Origin of the sequence: Streptosporangium sp. NPDC050284 (assembly GCF_044459525.1) — a bacterium.
Classification (GTDB): Bacteria; Actinomycetota; Actinomycetes; order Streptosporangiales; family Streptosporangiaceae; genus Streptosporangium.
Genome location: NZ_JBITIZ010000011.1, coordinates 280,002 through 296,794, shown reverse-complemented (window position 1 = coordinate 296,794; position 16,793 = coordinate 280,002). Strand labels below are relative to the sequence as shown.

Annotated in this window: 16 protein-coding genes; 9 read left to right on the top strand and 7 right to left on the bottom strand. The window is 67.4% G+C overall.

Features of this window, described 5'->3' with window-relative positions:
• The first annotated feature begins 65 nt into the window (after positions 1-65).
• The 4 genes from ACIBH4_RS26060 to ACIBH4_RS26045 all read left to right on the top strand — a co-directional run bounded on the left by ACIBH4_RS26060 (position 66) and on the right by ACIBH4_RS26045 (position 2,487).
• Positions 66-563, top strand: a complete 498-nt coding sequence (locus ACIBH4_RS26060) for a DUF1203 domain-containing protein (RefSeq protein WP_362513376.1) — start codon at positions 66-68, stop codon at positions 561-563.
• A 305-nt stretch (positions 564-868) separates the two neighbouring features.
• Positions 869-1,219 (top strand): winged helix-turn-helix domain-containing protein, encoded by a 351-nt coding sequence (locus ACIBH4_RS26055; RefSeq protein ID WP_362513373.1) that lies wholly within the window; start codon positions 869-871, stop codon positions 1,217-1,219.
• A complete protein-coding gene (locus ACIBH4_RS26050) occupies positions 1,220-1,489 on the top strand; it encodes a hypothetical protein (protein WP_362513370.1) in 270 nt (89 codons plus the stop codon).
• 29 nt (positions 1,490-1,518) lie between these two features.
• A complete protein-coding gene (locus ACIBH4_RS26045; protein ID WP_362768703.1) occupies positions 1,519-2,487 on the top strand; it encodes an NAD(P)-dependent alcohol dehydrogenase in 969 nt (322 codons plus the stop codon).
• A gap of 59 nt (positions 2,488-2,546) precedes the next feature.
• On the opposite strand, the gene ACIBH4_RS26040 is transcribed toward ACIBH4_RS26045, so the two are convergent.
• Positions 2,547-3,800 (bottom strand): MFS transporter, encoded by a 1,254-nt coding sequence (locus ACIBH4_RS26040; RefSeq protein WP_362513364.1) that lies wholly within the window; start codon positions 3,798-3,800, stop codon positions 2,547-2,549.
• A gap of 550 nt (positions 3,801-4,350) precedes the next feature.
• Between ACIBH4_RS26040 and ACIBH4_RS26035 the strand changes: the two genes are divergently transcribed.
• Positions 4,351-6,030 (top strand): cellulose binding domain-containing protein, encoded by a 1,680-nt coding sequence (locus tag ACIBH4_RS26035; protein WP_362513361.1) that lies wholly within the window; start codon positions 4,351-4,353, stop codon positions 6,028-6,030.
• A 431-nt stretch (positions 6,031-6,461) separates the two neighbouring features.
• On the opposite strand, the gene ACIBH4_RS26030 is transcribed toward ACIBH4_RS26035, so the two are convergent.
• Complete coding sequence (locus tag ACIBH4_RS26030; RefSeq protein ID WP_362513358.1) at positions 6,462-6,839, bottom strand: DUF5997 family protein; 378 nt, start codon at positions 6,837-6,839, stop codon at positions 6,462-6,464.
• Between the two features lie 55 nt (positions 6,840-6,894).
• On the opposite strand from ACIBH4_RS26030, the gene ACIBH4_RS26025 reads away from it, so the two are divergent.
• The gene (locus ACIBH4_RS26025) at positions 6,895-7,626 is read left to right on the top strand and encodes a LysR family substrate-binding domain-containing protein (protein ID WP_362513354.1); all 732 of its coding nucleotides are present in this window, start codon (positions 6,895-6,897) and stop codon (positions 7,624-7,626) included.
• Positions 7,627-8,054: 428 nt separating this feature from the next.
• On the top strand, positions 8,055-8,483 hold the full coding sequence (locus tag ACIBH4_RS26020; protein WP_362513351.1) for a hypothetical protein: 429 nt from the start codon (positions 8,055-8,057) through the stop codon (positions 8,481-8,483).
• A 109-nt stretch (positions 8,484-8,592) separates the two neighbouring features.
• Here the strand turns inward: ACIBH4_RS26020 and ACIBH4_RS26015 are convergent, their stop codons facing one another.
• From ACIBH4_RS26015 to ACIBH4_RS25995, 5 genes are all read right to left on the bottom strand, one after another.
• On the bottom strand, positions 8,593-9,435 hold the full coding sequence (locus tag ACIBH4_RS26015; RefSeq protein ID WP_362513348.1) for a carbohydrate ABC transporter permease: 843 nt from the start codon (positions 9,433-9,435) through the stop codon (positions 8,593-8,595).
• A 10-nt stretch (positions 9,436-9,445) separates the two neighbouring features.
• Complete coding sequence (locus ACIBH4_RS26010; protein WP_362513345.1) at positions 9,446-10,402, bottom strand: sugar ABC transporter permease; 957 nt, start codon at positions 10,400-10,402, stop codon at positions 9,446-9,448.
• Positions 10,403-10,474: 72 nt separating this feature from the next.
• Positions 10,475-11,752, bottom strand: coding sequence for an extracellular solute-binding protein (locus ACIBH4_RS26005; protein WP_362513342.1), 1,278 nt, complete (start codon positions 11,750-11,752; stop codon positions 10,475-10,477).
• Positions 11,753-12,763: 1,011 nt separating this feature from the next.
• Positions 12,764-13,474, bottom strand: a complete 711-nt coding sequence (locus ACIBH4_RS26000; protein WP_362768708.1) for a DUF998 domain-containing protein — start codon at positions 13,472-13,474, stop codon at positions 12,764-12,766.
• A 175-nt stretch (positions 13,475-13,649) separates the two neighbouring features.
• Positions 13,650-15,146, bottom strand: a complete 1,497-nt coding sequence (locus ACIBH4_RS25995; RefSeq protein ID WP_362768711.1) for an FAD-dependent oxidoreductase — start codon at positions 15,144-15,146, stop codon at positions 13,650-13,652.
• A gap of 490 nt (positions 15,147-15,636) precedes the next feature.
• On the opposite strand from ACIBH4_RS25995, the gene ACIBH4_RS25990 reads away from it, so the two are divergent.
• Positions 15,637-16,125, top strand: coding sequence for a MarR family transcriptional regulator (locus tag ACIBH4_RS25990; RefSeq protein WP_362513330.1), 489 nt, complete (start codon positions 15,637-15,639; stop codon positions 16,123-16,125).
• Positions 16,126-16,455: 330 nt separating this feature from the next.
• A complete protein-coding gene (locus ACIBH4_RS25985) occupies positions 16,456-16,755 on the top strand; it encodes a hypothetical protein (RefSeq protein ID WP_362513327.1) in 300 nt (99 codons plus the stop codon).
• Positions 16,756-16,793 lie beyond the last annotated feature (38 nt).

The following is a 16,793-nucleotide window of genomic DNA, read 5'->3' as shown; positions in this document are numbered from 1 at the left end:
AAGGGGCCCACAACGACGGCCGATTTCCGCCAGCGTGCCACCTCGGCACGGCCGAGCATGGATCCATGAGTACTCTTCGTACGCTCGCCATCGAAGCCGAGGTCGCCGCCGAGCTGCGTGTCCGCGACGACGCCGGGCGCCCGCCCCGCGTGGTCACCGACACCGAGGGAGGCTCTCCGCTGCGATGCTGCCTGCGTCGCAGCCTGCCGGGCGAGCGGCTCGCCCTGCTCGCGTACGCGCCATTGCGCAGGTGGGCGGCACGGACCGGGGGCGATCCCGGCCCGTACGAGGAGCTGGGCCCGGTGTTCGTGCACGCCGCGCCGTGCGAGGGACCCGGCGGGACGGGTTTTCCCGTCGAGATGTGCGGCGAGCGGCGGGTCTTCCGCGCCTACGACGCGGTCGGCAACATCCTCGGCGGACGGCTGGTGGACCGGCACCTCAGCCTCGACGCCGCCGCGGCGGAGGCCGTCCTGGCGGAGCAGTTCGCGGACCCGGTCGTGGCGCTGGTGCACGTACGGGCGGTGGAGTTCGGCTGCTTCATGTTCGAGGTGCACCGTGCCTGACCCGGAGGTGTACCTCGCCTGACCGCAGGCGGCGAATTCTTCGCCGCCTGCCTCGGACGACGCCGTCATGTGATGACGGCGTCGGAGATCTTCACCGAATTCTTCCCCGGTGACCCCAACGGCGCGGAAGGTCTCGTCGATCATCGCCCAGATCGACGAGACCCTCCGCGCCGTATGTGTACCGCCGTCGCCGGCGGCCCTGCGAGTACGAGTTCACGGTCATCGACACCATCGGCTCTGGTCAGATTCGGGATGCATGAGTTATATTTCACATGTAAGAAAATTATTACAGGTGAAGGAGCATCATGACAGGGGCCGTGCCGACCGGCGACGAACTGGTCGTGGTGCTCGCGGCGCTCGCCAACCCGCTGCGGCTGCGCATCGTCGCGAAGCTCGCCGACGGGCGTGACTACGTGAGCCATCTGGCCCGCGACATCGGGATCAGCCGCCCCCTCCTGCACATGCACCTGCAACGGCTGGAGGCGGCCGGGCTGGTCGTCGGCAGCCTTGAGCTCTCGGAGGACGGCAAGGCCATGAAGTACTACGAGGTCACGGACTTCCACCTGCGCCTCACCGCCTCGACCGTGGCCGAGGCGGCCCAGACCCTCACCCCATCGGACCCCGAGAAGGGTCCCGCACCCAAGGAGCGGTCCTGAATGGACACGACGACCTGGCCGGGCACGGTCCTGATCCTGGGCCTGTCACTCCTCGCCCTGATCCTGATCATCGGCATCGCCGCGACCGTGCTGGAGTTCCGCAAGCTGAAGATATCCGCCGCCGTCCAGGAGGACCTGCGACAGCTCGTACGCCGCTACGAGCAACTCGCCGAGAACACCATGGACGCCCAGCAGCGGATGTCGAACGAGCTCTCCGACGTGCGGTCGCGCGCGACCTCGATCGAGCAGATCCTGCGGACCGTCGAGTGAACAGGCCCCCCACCCATGAGAAGGACACGATGAAGGCGATCATCCGGGAAAGGTACGGCTCCTCCGACGTTCTGCGACTCGACGAGATCGACAAACCGGTGCCGGGAGACGACGAGGTCCTGGTGCGCGTTCGCGCGGCGTCGGTGACCCACGGCGACCTGGTGACCATAACGGGTATGCCGTACCTGGGCCGCCTCGCGTTCGGGCTGCCCAGGCCGAAGCAGAAGGTCCCCGGCCGCGACATCGCCGGAGAGGTCGAGGCCGTCGGCCGGAACGTGACGCGCCTGCGGCCGGGCGACGAGGTGTACGCCGAGGTCAACGGCGGAGGCTTCGCCGAGTACGTCCGCGTCCCCGGGGACCTGGCGTGCCCGAAGCCGGCCAACCTCACCTTCGAGCAGGCGGCCGCCGTCCCCCTCTCGGGAAACACCGCGCTGCAGGGTCTCCGCGACCGTGGCGAGATAAAGGCCGGGCAGAAGGTCCTGATCAACGGGGCGTCGGGCGGCGTGGGCACCTTCGCCGTGCAGATCGCCGCGTCGTTCGGGGCGGAGGTGACCGGGGTGTGCAGCACCAGAAACATGGAGCTGGTCCGCTCACTCGGTGCCGACCACGTCGTCGACTACACCCGGGAGGACTTCTCCAGGAGCGGCCGACGCTACGACCTCATCTTCGACCTCGCGGGAAACCACTCGCTCTCCGACTGCAGGCGCGCGTTGAGCCCCGGAGGGACCCTCGTACTGTCCAGTTCGAAAGGCGGGCGGTGGTTCGGTCCGATGGGCCGGACCATGAGAGCGTTGGTGCTGGCGCCGTTCGTACGGCAGAACCTGCGCGCGTACATGGCGACGCGAAGCCGGGAGAACCTCGCCGATCTCAAGGAGCTGATCGAGTCCGGGCGGATCACCCCGGCGATCGAGAGGACCTACCCGCTGAGCGAGCTCCCCGAGGCGATGCGGTACTTCAGCGAGGAGCACGCACGAGCGAAGATCATCATCACCGTGTGAGGCCGGTGGATGCCGTTCGCCCCCCGGAACGTCCGCGCGGATCTCGGTCCGCTACCGGGTCAGGCCGGATTCATCCGGGTGACGATCGTCCGCCAGAGGGCGAGTTGCAGCAGGGCGAGGAGCACGACGGCGGGCATCAGGGTCCAGATCCCGACGCTCTGCCCGATGGCGCCGGTCAGCCAGGGAAGCGCCGCGCCGCCGATGACCGACACCCCGTTCATGATGCCGATGGCCGTCGGCACCAGCCGGGCCGTGGTCAGGGTGGGCACCACCGCCATCGCCGTCGGGAAGATGGGCCCGAGGAAGAAGCCGAGCAGGAGGAAACCTGCGGTCGCCACGACCACTCCCGGCGCCACCCAGGTGAGCACCGTGCTCGCCGTCACACCGACCAGGCAGGCGTAGGTCATGCCGACCGCGGTCAGCCCCATCCTGGTGGCGACCGGACTGATCAGGAACCGCCCCAGGGTCAGCCCGAGCCAGTAACCGCTGGAGATGTAGCCGGCGGTGAGGCCGGTCTGCGCGTGCTCCTCCACCAGGAAGGTGAACCCCCAGTTGCCCACGCTGATCTCCAGGCCGACGTACACGGCGAGGAACACCGAGGCCAGCACCACCGCGGGCGAGCGCAGGACGGAGGTGAGCAGGCCGCCCCGCTCCGGCTCGGAACCCATGGGGCCCGCCGGGGGCACCGGGACATCCGGATACGGGGTCCCCTCCTTCGCGGGGAGCTCAGAGGCCGGGGCGCCGGGCTTCACGGAGGCGTCGGGGGTACGCCTGGGATAGGCGATCAGGAAACCGGCCAGCAGCGGCAGGCACGCCAACGCCAGCACCAGCCACACGGCGGTCCACGGCAGGAAGGTCAGCGTCCAGGCGGCCAGCAACGGACCGAGCAGCGCGCCGACACCGAAGAACGCGTGCAGGCGGTTGAGCAGCGTCGTGGCCGAGGGCAGCTCCGCGAGATAGGCGTTGAGCACCGACTCCAGCACGCCGGTGCCGTAACCGACCACCAGTTGCACCGCCACGAAGGCCGCGAACGGGGGACGGCTCGCCATGTACAGCGTGGCCAGCACGTACAGGCCACCGGCGACCGCGAGGGAGAGGCGCGTACCGAGGCGCTCGAGCAGCGGGCCCGTGGTGGATCCGGCGAACATGAACCCGGCGGAGGAGACGAAGAAGGTGATGCCGATCGTCGTCATGTCGACGCCGTAGTCACCGATCAGCGTGGGCAGCAGCACTCCGCCCACACCGGCGTTCAACCCGGCCAGTACGAAGGTCGCGTACGCCAGGACGACCGGCGCCCGCCAAGGGCTGCTCAAGACGGGCACATGCTCTCCAGCACGGTCGTTTGATGCGGATGGTTTCCGAACCGTCCGGTGGAGGTGCGGGTCCACGGCGATCCACCGTCGTCCGACCTCTCCCGGGGGCTTCGCCACTCGGGTGATCACCCAGGAAAGCACTTTTGGGGGGAGTCTTGCCATCCGCTTTACCTGAGGGGCTCAGCATATGGCGATCTTCGACAGCGGAACAGACGCGAGGCCGCAGATTTTTTAACCTGAAATTTTCATGACCGGCGAGGCATTTCTACAGTTCACTGTTACCCGGCCTGTGTCGCGCTTGCCCCTCGCCGAGGGCCGGGTCAGACTCCGCCGGAGTATCACCCCTCCGCGCGACCACGTGAGCGATCCGCATTCCCGTCGCACTCGCATGCCGGTCCACGCGAGGAAATGTTAACGCTAACAATCGCGGGAGCCGATCACCGTCGAAACGGTCAAGGTCCATCCCGGCGGCGACGCCGAAGACCGGCGCCGACCGGGCCGACGAGACCGAGAAGGCGCGGATCGGCATCCACAGCCACGAGGAGGAGACATGGCACAGGATCAGAACGAGCCGGAGAACGGTGAGCGAAGCCCGCTGAGCCGGAGAGCCGTCCTGACGACGCTGGGAGCCCTGCCGGTCCTCGGCGCGGCCTCCGTCGTCGCGGCCACGGAGGCCACGGCCGCGACGGCGGTCATCAACCCGTCGGCGCAGCGGCAGACGATCCGCGGCTTCGGCGGCATGGCCTTCGCGGCCTGGATCGGCGACCTCACGGCCGCCCAGCGGGAAACGGCGTTCGGCACCGGCGAGGGCCGGCTCGGGTTCTCCGTGCTGAGAATCCCCGTCCCCGAGAACCAGGCGGACTGGAGCCGTGACGTGGCGACGGCGAAGCGCGCCATCGAACTCGGCGCCTCCGTCATCGCGTCACCGTGGAATCCCCCAGCCAACATGATCGAGACCTTCGTCCGCGGCAGCCAGACCAACGCGAAACGCCTCAGGTCCAACATGTACGCGGCCTACGCCCAGCACCTGAACGACTTCAACACGCACATGCGCAACAACGGCGTGAACCTGTACGCCATATCAGTGCAGAACGAGCCCGACTACGCGCATGACTGGACGTGGTGGACCCCCGCGGAGATGCTCAAATTCATGCGGGAGAACGCCGGCTCGATCAACACCAAGGTGATCGCGCCCGAGTCCTTCCAGTATCTGAAGAACATCTCGGACCCGATCCTCAACGACTCCACCGCGCTCGCCAACATGGACATCCTCGGCGCCCACCTCTACGGCACGCAGTTCTCCAATTTCCCCTATCCCCTCTTCAAGCAGAAGGGCGCGGGCAAAGAACTCTGGATGACCGAGGTCTACCACCCCAACAGCAGCGACTCCGCGGACCTCTGGCCCCAGGCGCTCGACGTCGGGGAGCACATCCACCGCGCCATGGTGGACGCCGAGTTCCAGGCGTACATCTGGTGGTACATCCGGCGCAGCTACGGCCCCATGCGGGAGGACGGCCAGATCAGCAAGCGCGGCGCCATGATGGCGCACTTCGCCAGGTTCGTCCGCCCCGGATACGTGCGGGTCGACGCGACCGCGAACCCGGCGTCGAACGTCTACGTCTCGGCGTACCGGGGCGGTAACTCCACGGTCATCGTCGTCGTCAACAAGAACACCTCCGCGGTGAGTCAGCAGTTCACCGTGTCGAACGCCACCGGATCGTCCAGCGTCTCGTCCTGGCTCACCGACGCGAGCAGGACCGTCGCGCCCCAGGGAACGACCACCATGTCGAACGGCTCCCTCACCGTCACGCTTCCCGCCAGAAGCATGATGACCTTCGTGATTGGCGTGAACAACGACCCCAACCCCACCCCCACGCCTACCCCCACCGCCAGCCCCACTCCCGGTGGCGGAACGGGACCTCGGGTCGCCTACACGATGAACTCCTGGAACAACGGCTTCACCGCCAACATCAGCATCACCAACACCGGGACCACGACGATCAACGGCTGGACGCTGGTCTTCACCCTGCCCTCCGGCCAGTCCATCACCTCGGGCTGGAACGCCACCTACTCGCCCTCCAGCGGCCAGGTGAGCGCCGTCAACGTCGGCCACAACGCCACGCTCGCCCCCGGAGCCACCATCGACATCGGCTTCCAGGCCAACCACACCGGCAACACGGCCGAGCCGACCGCCTTCACCCTCAACGGCGTCGCCTGCACCGTGGTCTGACCGACGACGGCCCGCCCCCCGAGGCCCGATCGGGGACAGGACGGGTGCGGCCCCTCCGACACCGGAGGGGCCGCAGCTCGTGAAGCGCCATCTCGCAGGCGGCCACGCCGAGACCACGGACGACGGACGACGCCATGCTCGCCTCACTGAACGCCGTACGGCGGAGACTCTCCGCGAAGCCGTTCGCCGAGCGCCGCCGACCGGCGTGCGCCGATCACCGTCTACCGATCAGCCGCGAGGCCGATCGACAGACGGGTCTTGGCACTGCTCCGGATGGACGACGACCCCCCTGAACCGGACGCGGACTCCGAACTCGCGTAACCTCCACCGCCGGTCCGGCAGTAGCCGGAGTACAGTTCACCCGGATAGTCGCTCGGCGAGGCGACGGCGGCAGCCTGGAAACGCGTCCGGGCTCGGAAACGTGCGGGATCTCAGCTGTCGCGCTGCTTGAGGCGGAGTGCTTCCTTGCGGACCTCGGCCTGGAGGGACTGCTCGCGCTCCAGCCACGCCGGGTTCTCCGCCTTCAGCGCGTCGATCTCAGCGGTGGTGAGCGGTTCGGTGATCCCGCCCCTGAGCAGGCCGGCGATGGAGATCCTGAGCTTCGCGGCCATGACCTGCTTGGTGTGCGGGCCGTTGCGGCGCAGGTCGGCGAGCCAGGCGGGCGGCGTCGCCTGCAACTCGTTCAGCTCGTCCCTGGAGATGACACCCGCCTGGAACTCGGCCGGGGTGGCCAAGAGAGGGACACCCAGCTTCTTGGCCGCGGTCGCGGGCTTCATCGTCTGGGTGGTCTTCGATTTGGGCGAGGTCATGGCGTCAAGAATAGTCAGCCGGAACAGGTTCCCCTGACATCGCTACCCTGGGGAAGTGACTGATGGAGAGACCGGCAGGACGTTTCGACTGGCGTACGTGCCCGGGGTGACACCCGCGAAATGGGTCAACGTCTGGATCGAGCGAATGCCCGAGGTGCCGATCACCCTGGTCGCGGTTCCCGCCGCCGAGATGGTGGGACTCCTGCGGAACGGCGGTGCCGACGCCGGATTCGCCAGACTGCCGGTCGACCGGGACGGGCTCAGCGTGATCCCTCTCTACACGGAGACCACTGTGGTCGTGGTGCCCAAGGACCACGTGCTGACCGCCGCCGACGAGGTGACCGTCGCCGACCTTGACGACGACGAGGTGTTCCACCCTCTGGACGACACCGTCGAGTGGACGGTCCGGCCCGGGCTGTCCGCGTTCACCCGCCCGGCCACAACGGCGGACGCGGTCGAGCTTGTAGCGGCCGGCGCCGGAATTCTCCTGGTTCCGCTGTCGCTGGCACGCCTCCACCACCGCAGGGATCTCACCTACCGGCCGGTGCCGGACGCGCCGCAGTCTCAGGTCGCGCTGGTCTGGCCCACGGACGCGACGACCGACCTGGTGGAGGATTTCATCGGCATCGTCCGCGGCCGGACGGTGAACAGCTCGCGGGGCCGTACTGCCCCCGCCTCCCCCGCGAAGAAACCGGCGAAGCAGCAGGTACAGAAACCCGCGCAGAACGGCTCCGGTCGCCGGGCCGTGCCGACCGGCCGCAAAAAGAAGGGGCACCGACCTCGGTGACCTGCGGGCAGATGCGCCGATCACCCCTGATAACGGCGTGAACACCGAAGCTGTCAGGCTGAGGCAGTAGGTCAATGCTCATCGCACCCCCGGCACTCGTGGTGTCACCGTGGATCCGCGGAGATTCCACCCCCTGAATTCCCACTTACCAACGGGAGTCCGTCGCGACGTAGCGGGCTCCTCGCCCTGCTCCAGAGGTGGTCGAGACTCGACCTCGCGTGCCTGTGCGAGGTGATGCCGCACCCTCGCGAACCGCGCTTTCACGAGAACACGCAGGCCAGGTTCATCGATGAAGGGCCGAACGTCACCCATCTGACTCGGAACAGCACGAATTCTTGCCCGGGCTTGTCCGAATACGCCAATCAAGTCAGAATCAGTTCAGCCTTCAACTAATTGGTTGGAGGGGCACTGCACGGATGAGGAGAGGCATGAAGCGCATCATCTCCATTCTCGTCGCCACCGTCGCACTTGGCGCCACGCTCACCGGCGTCAGCCCCGCGTCCGCGGCCACCTCCGCAGTCGACTGCTCCACGGGCGAGTACACCCGGGTCCTGAACAGCTACATGCCCACCAACCTCGAGAGGGGGGCGATAGACGGCCGTAGCTACAACATCGGCGGCTCGTTGACGTACGCGTTCGATATCTGCCTTGACATCCCGGACACCTCGACATTCACCATCGAGGTACGGATCTGGAACAACGGGACACAGACTTCGTTCGTGGACGACCGGCCCGGGGACAAGATCTTCCGCTACACGCTCGCTCCCAACAGCTTCTGGCAGGTCTACGGCACGTTGACCGGCCCCGGCAGCACCTACCTCTACTACACCTGGCACGAGAAGATGACCCTCTCCTGACGTGGAAGGGGCCGGCCACCTCACTCAGCGAGGTGGCCGGCCCTACCACTCTCAAGCGGTCCGGAAGCCTTTGAGGTGGAATGGAGCCGGGGCCCGGTGAGCGGCGGCCTCAGCCCTTGAAGGCGCCGTTCATGATCCCGGCCACCATGCGCCGTCCGACGAAGACGAACAGGACGAGCAGCGGGAGGGTGGCGAGGAAGGAGCCGGACATGGCGAGCCCGAGGTCGATGCTGAAACTGTTCTGCAGCGCCTTGATCGCGATCTGAACGGTGTACATCTCCGGCGACTTCAGCACCACGAACGGCCACAGGAAGTCGTTCCACGCGGTGACGAAGCCCAGCAGGCCGAGCACGAAGGCGGCGGGACGCACCAGCGGGAACGCGACACGCCAGAAGATCTGCCAGGTCGACGCCCCGTCGATACGGGCCGCCTGAAGGATCTCGTCGCTGATGGCGGACGATATGTGCTGACGCATCCAGAAGATGCCGAAGGCGTTGGCCAGGCCGGGGACGATCAGCGCCTGGAGCGTGTCCACCCAGCCCAGCGATGAGATGATCATGTATTGGGGGACGATGGCGAGCTGGGTCGGCACGGTCATCGTCAGAACGACGACCAGGAACAGCGTGTTGCGGCCGCGGAAGCGCAGTTTGGCGAACGCGAAGCCCGCCAGCGCGCACAGCACCGCCTGGCCCACGCCGATCGTCCCGGCCACGACCAGGCTGTTGCCGATCGACCGGACGAACGGCACGGTCGAGAACACCAGGCCGGCGAGGTGGAAGAAGTTGTCGCCCGGCACGATCTCGGGCGGCAGATTCGTCGCCGTCGCGGTGTCGGTGGTGGCGACGATGAACATCCAGTACAGCGGGAACAGGCAGAAGAAGACGGCGAGCGCGAGCAGCGCGTAGGTCCACCATCGGACACGATCGCCGGAGCGTGGTCTCGTCGTGCTCACGATCGCCCCCTCAGCCCTTGACCGGGCGGATCCGGGTGGACAGGAAGTAGTTGAGGCCGGCGAGCACGACGACCATCACGAACAACGCCACGCCGACCGACGCGGCGTAACCGAACTTGAACTGGGTGAACCCCTGCTCGAACAGGAAGAGAGTGAGCGTCTGGCACTGACGGATCGGCCCGCAGGTAGTGGCCGCGCCGCGGTTCACGAGCAGGGGCTCGGTGAAGATCTGCAGCCCGCCGATCGTCGAGGTCACGATCGTGAACACGATGACCGGCCGCAGGGCGGGAAGGGAGATGTGCAGGAACTGCCGCACGCCTCCGGCTCCGTCGACGGCGGCCGCCTCGTAGATCTCTCGGGGAACGGCCTGCAGGGAGGCCAGGTAGAGCAGCGTCGTGTAACCGAACCACCGCCAGGCCACCATGACGGCGATCATCACATGGCTGCCCGCCACCGACTGGGTGAAGTCGATGTGCTCGACGCCCACCAGGCCGAGCAGCCAGTTCAGCAATCCGTAGTCGCGGTCGAACATCTGGACGAACACGATGGCGGTGGCGGCCACCGAGGTGATGTACGGCACGAGCATCGTCATGCGGAAGAACACGGCGAAGCGCAGCCGTGCGTGGTTGAGCAGGTGCGCGAGCAGCAGCGCGACCAGCAACTGCGGCACGGTGGACAGCAGCCAGATGCTCACGGTGTTGCGCGCCGCGTTCCAGAACCGCACGTCCCCGAGCAGCCGGTCGAAGTTGTCCAGGCCGACGAACACCTGCTCGCCGATCGGGTTCCAGTCGAACAGCGCCACGTAGAAGGTGAACAGCAGCGGGATGAGGCCGAACACCGCGAAAAGCACGAAGAACGGGGTGATGTAGGCGTAGGGGGCAACGATCTCGGCGAAACCGCGCCGCGCCGCCTCCACCGGCGGGGCCGGGGGCAGGCCCGCCTTGGTGGGGCTGATGCTCGTCGTCACGGTCTGCTCGCTTCCCCACCGCCGGCGCGGGCCCGTCGGAACGGCCCACGCCGGCGGCGTTCGTGAAGGGTCCTAGCCACCGATCGCGGTCTTGATGTTGGTCACCGCCGCGTCCCACGCCTTCGCGGGATCACCCTTGCCCTGCTCGACGTTGGTGATGGCGTTCGTGAACTCCGTGCCGATCGTGGTGCTGTCCGGCCCGATGAGGAACGGCTTGAGGCCGAGCAGCGAATCGGTGTAGATCTTGCCGATCGGTGCGCCGGAGAAGAACTCGTCCTTGGCGGAGGTGAGCTTCGGGTCCTGGTAGACCGACGGGGTCGCGGGCAGCGACCTGGCCTCGGCGAAGTGGTCGAGCTGGCCCTGCGGCGACTGTGTGGTCGCGATGTAGTCCCAGGCGGCCTTCGGGTTCTTGGCGTTCTTGGGGATCGCGAGGAAACTGCCGCCCCAGTTGCCCGAGCCGCCGGGGATCGTGGCGATGTCCCACTTGCCCTTGGTGTCCGGGGCGTTGTCGCGGATCTGGCCGAGGAACCAGACCGGTGCGGCGGCGACGGCGAAGTCCCCCCGCTTCATCGCGGCGCTCCACCCCTCGGTGAACGAGCTCTGCTTGGCGGTGATCCCGGCGGCCACCGCCTTGAGCGCCTGGTCGAAGGCGGCCCTGACCTGAGGGCTCTTTTCGTACACCAGGTTGCCCGCGGGGTCGTAGTACTTCTCCTGACCCTGGTTGACCACCTGCGAGTAGACGCTCCCGCCCGCGTTGTCGATGAACGCCTTGCCGGTGGCCGCCTTGTACTTCTTGCCGGTCTCGATGAAGGCGTCCCAGGTGGGCCAGAGCTTGCCCACCTCCTCACGGTCCGTCGGCAGCCCGGCGTCCTTGAACAGATCGGTCCGGTAGGCGATGGCCATGCCGCCGACGTCGGTCGGGATGCCGATGATCGAGCCGTCCTTGGCCGTGGGCTGGCTGATCACCCAGTCCAGATAGTCACCCTTGACCTTGTCGGCACCCAGTGTGCGCAGGTCGATGAAGTTCTGCGGTTGCTGGACGAACTTGGGCAGGTCGTCGCCCTGGATCAGCACCAGGTCGGGCACCTTGCCGCCGGCGAGCGCGGTGGTGAGCGCCTGCGCCGTCTCCTGCGCGTTCCCCACCTCGGTCAGCTTCACCTGCACGTTCGGCTTCTGCTTCTGGTACTCGGTGACGGACGCCTTCTGGTTGATCCCGGTGAACGACCAGAACTCGAACGACGAGCCGTCCGATTCGCCGGAGGGAGTCCCGGACGACGAGCCTGAGCACGCTGCCATGCTGAGGGCCGCGGTAGCGGCCAACACGACCGCTGAGACGTTGCGGAACTTCACGGCGACCTCTTTTCGCTTGCTGTGGTCAGGGATGCGATGTGCGGCCCGGCAACGCGAGGATGCGCCGCGCTCGCCGGGCACCTCCTCCGCGCGTAGGACGGTGCCGTGCCGCTTCAGGCTCCGGATCGCGAACGCCGAACAGGTTCGGCACCGCCATGCCGACCTGCTGCTTCACCTGCGAAGCCTTCTGACATCGCTCTTGAACATGAAACTTTCGGAATGTCATACCGATCATTGATCCAGGACATTAGGGCTCCGCTGACCTGAGCGTCAATATTCTTACGGCAATGTGTCTGAAACAATCGGACTGCCAGTTTTATGTTTCGGAAGTACACCGTGCCCCTCCACCGAGACGACGGAAGTGGCCCGCCAGGAAGATCACCGGAACCGAAGGAGAGATCCTGCACCCTCGGGGCCATCTCCGGGATCATGCATCGCCGGCAGGGAGCGGGCGAATGCTTCAATGGTCGGTGCTTCTGGTGCTCGGATCTGATCATCATCTGCAAGCCCGGCTTCGTCTCGATGGTCGACGCAATACGAGGCATGATCGCGATCTTCGCGGCCCACTCCAGTGCCGTCTCACGGGACGGCGGCTCCAGAACCGTGTAGCCGCCCTTCGAGCTGCTGCGTCTGCGGGTATGCGCCCTCGATCATGGCCCCATCCCCATTCCACCGTGGCGGACGGAACGCGTTCATGGGGCGACCCGGACCTGCCGGGCGGAGGCGGCGCGCCATCGGCATGACCTTCCCTTTCCTGGTCACCGAGATCGAGGCCGCCGCCGAAGGCGCCCTGCGCACGACCGATCCCACTCGCACCGGCTACCTGCTGTGGACCGCCATCCACGGCATGGTCGGCATCGAACTCACCCACGCCATCCGCGGCCCCCTGCCCGGCTGGATCCTTGGCACCCCCGGCAGCGGGAGCGTCTCTTCACTGAGGGCGTCTCCCTCTTCCTGTCCGGCCTGCGCTAGCACTCCACTCGTTCCTGGCCGCCGACGGGCGTCCGCGTCTCACCGTGCCGGAGCTGGATCACGCGAGGCCCAATAAAGTTCACGCAGTTCGGCGGAGGGGTCCAGGCCGAGCGACTCCTTGAGCGTCGCCTCGGCCGCACCGGTGCATCGGGCGCGTACGCGATGCGGAGAAACGGGATCAGGCGGGCCGGCCCGAACGTAGTGGCAGGCGGACGATGAAGATCGCGTGGCGGACACGTGCGTGACCAGGAAGGCGAGGCCGCCGACGGCGCTCGCCCAGGAGACGCGGCGCAGGGGCCGCGCCTTCCTCTCCCAGCCGGGCATGCCCTGCAGCCGCCGGGCTATCAGGAGCCCGACGGCCGGGAGGGTCGCGATCGCGCCGCCCGCCGCGTATCGGTGCGTCAGCCCGCGGGCCGTGGGGACGCCGCCCTGCGGATCGGTCCGGAAGATCCCGGTGAGCGTCATGCCGCCGCACCACACGCCCAGCAGCGCGGTCGCCGGCGCTCCGATCGGCAGCCGGGACCGCACGAGTCCGGCGAGCAGCGCCGCCGAACCCACCGAGAGGCTGGCAACGGTTCCGGCGAAGACCGCGGCAGTGTTCTTGCTCAGCGCGTAGTCGCTGACCGTGTGCCGCACGGTGTCCACTTGCTTCGCCCATCCGATGTGCAGGGCGGTGGCGCCGACCAGCGACCCGACCAGCCCGGCATGGGTCGCGACCACGAGTTTTCGCGTGAGGTGAGAGCTATCCATGACCGCTAGGAAACCGGCGTGCCGTGTGGCTTGTGCGAGCGAGATCGTGAAGCTTCCGTGAAGCACTCGGGTCGTTCCGGCACCGGGATCCGCGACTACCGCTCGGTGTCCGCGTCGCCCGAACCGGCGATTCCGCCGTCTGGGTGCGGACCTGTCGTGTTCGAATGGAAACGCGTCACCGCACGGGACGGACGCCGACGCCGTCGAGGTAGACCTCGATCGCGCCGAGTTCGGCGGTGCCGACCACGGCCGCGACGTATCCGTCCGGCCGGATGAGCGCCCACTGCTCGGGTGACAGCCCGTACGCGCTCTGGACGTGGCCTCCGGTGTCGAGGATGTCGCCGCCGATGACGTGAATGCGCAGACCTCTGCGCGGTTCCGGGACCGGGGCGTCACCGGGCTCATAGCCGAGCAGGGTCCAGTGCGGTCCCTGGAACAGGCTGAACAACCGCGTGGCGAGCCCGCCCGCGCCGGTGGTGGGAGCGTCGGGCGCACGGTCGCCGGGCGCCACGCCCTTGCAGGGCTCCGTGCTGGTCAGCGACAGGGACGAGTCCGGGTAGCCGACATCGAGCTGGGTCACCTCGCGCCCCCGGCGCATGTCGCGGTTCTTGGCCGCTTCGAGCAGCTTCTTGGACAGGCCGAGGACCGCCTCGGCGACCGGTCGGCGCTCCTCCTCGTAGGTCGCCAGCAGCGACTCCGGCGCGCCGTCGAGCACGGCGGCGAGCTTCCAGCCAAGGTTGTAGGCGTCCTGGATACTCGTGTTCAGGCCCTGTCCGCCGGTCGGCGGATGGCAGTGCGCGGCGTCCCCGGTCAGGAGCACGCGCCCACGCCGGTAGGCGTCGGCCAGCCGGGCCTGCATCGTGAACACCGATGCCCAGGACACCTCGCGGATCACGATGTCGTCTTGGCCGCCGCGCTCATGGAGCAGGGCGGTGAGCCCTTCGGCCGAGAGGTCGACGTCCACGTCGAGGGGGACCGGGGCCATGTACTGGAACATGTCGGTGCCGTGGAGCGGGCACAGCGAGACGCTCCGCTCGGGCTTCTCGTTGCCCCAGCGGTGCCAGACGCGCGACGAGGCACCGTCGACCCGCACGTCGGCCACGAGCGCCCGCACGCCGAGGGACTTCCCGCGGAACTCGATGCCGAGGGCCTTGCGGACGAAGCTCGATCCGCCGTCGGCGCCGACCAGGTAGGCGGCTCGCACGGTCCGCTCCCCGTCGGGGGCGGCGAGCCGCGCGGTCACGCCGTCGGCGTCCTGATCGAAGCCGACGAGTTCGCAGCCGTACTCCGGGGCGTGGCCGAGCTCGGTCAGCCGCTCCCGCAGCCGACGCTCGGTGAGGAACTGCGGAACGAGCAGCGGGATCTGGTACGGCTCGGCAGGCGTCGGCTCCGGCAGGATCCCGGCGTGTTTGTCGACCGGTCCGTCGTGGGTGTAGATGCGCAGGGGAGGATACTCGCCTCCCGAGGCGACGATCCGGTCGACCACGCCGAGGTCCTCGAACACCTCCTCGGTGCGCGGCTGGATGCCCTTGCCGCGTGAGCCGATGAAGGGGTGCGGCGCCTTGTCGATCAGCCGAAACGCGACGTTCCTGCGGGCGAGATCGATGGCGAGGGTCAATCCCGCCGCGCCGGAACCACAGATGATCACATCAAGGTCTTCGTTGCGTGCCACGGTTCACCTCTCCGTTGGTGACGGCCGGCCAGGCAGCCCATCCCGCCCGATCCAGCTTTATGTGTATTTAGCACGGAGTATGTTCCGTAGCCGAAGCGACCGTCAAGCCCTCTCCCCTGAAGGACACACCACCCCGACAGCTTTCCGGCTATCAAAAAAAGCGTCTTGAGCTGGTCTTTTATGGCCTTCCGCACATGAAAGAAGTTCTGATCCAGGTGTTGCGACCACACTGCCCAGATGACGGAAAATTATGTGTATTATGAGCATGTCTACACGGAGGGGATTGTCGTGGCCATCCGTTCCCACGCCGGTCCTGAGGTGACCGATCACCCATCGCGGGAACGGCACGGCCCCCGCCACGCCTCGCCGTCCGCATCATGCGAAGGCGGCGTCTCCGCCGGGCACCGCCGGCCTACCGGAGGCTGCCGGTATTCTCGCCTTGGCACCTCCCCGTCCGTCCGCAAGGGCACGTAAGGCATCGGTGGCGAGCATGGCTTCCCAACACCGCCGGCACATCGCGTTCCGGCGCCTGCATGAATCGCTCGTCGACCTGATCGCGCTCATGAACCTGCCGCAACGCGACGAGGCCCTCATGGCCGAAGCGAACATCGATCTCGACCGCGCGTTGTTCAAACTGATCGTCGGGATCCGGCGGTTCGGGCCGATCGGCGTGGTCGAACTCGCCGAACGGGCAGGACGCGACCACACCACCGTCAGCCGGCAGGTGGCCAAACTCGCCGAGCTCGGCTTGATCGAGCGGCGTCCGAATCCGGCGGACCGACGGGTCAGGGAAGCCGTGATCACCAGTGCGGGCCGTCGCATCACGGACGCGCTCGAGGCGGCCCGGCAGAGGCTCCTCGACTCCGCGTTCGCCGAATGGAGCGACCAGGACCTCGTTCAGTTCGAGCAACTGATGCGCAGGTGCGTCGACGACATGCTCGCGATGTCCGCGGCCGACAAGGAGGAGGGCGGCCAGTAGTGCCGCTCAGCGCTGAACGGCATCGCCCGGCAGGCCTCTGATCGGCCCCGATCAGCATGGCAAGGATCACGCGCCGGCCGCCATCATTTCACGATGCCACGCCCACCACCTGGGGAAACTCGTAAACCACCCCCGTGGACGCGACCCCGTCATCCCTGGAATCGTGCCCGGACGTGACGCCGGCTGTCATGCCGTACCGCATACACAGGGAGCGACCATCGAGCATGCCGCTTGTATGCGGTTCCCATGCGAGAGCTTCCTACATTGATCCGTATCGCAACGTTCGGCTCTCTCGGAGAGAGGAGCCGTCACGAGAAAGAAGGTCAATCGATGGTTCGAGCCGTTCGGTCGTTCGCCGACCGACTGTTGGAGAGCCTGGTGCCCAGCACGCAGGCGCAGGCGATGGCCTGCGTCGAGCAGTGGCAACAGTTCACCTGCCCCCCCGTCGGGGGCGTCCCGTACAACACGATCGGCTTGAAGAGAGTCAAGATCTGCGACGGTGTGACGCAGGTACTGGAGACTCTGCCGTGCGGCACGCCGATCTGCGGTGGCAACAGCTCACCTTACGGGCCCTTCGTCCCCCTCCACCCGTGCCCGCCTTCCCCCTGCCCACCGTTCATGGTGTGCTGAGCCGGGCCGTCCGGCGATCCGGGCCGCCCCGGCCGGAC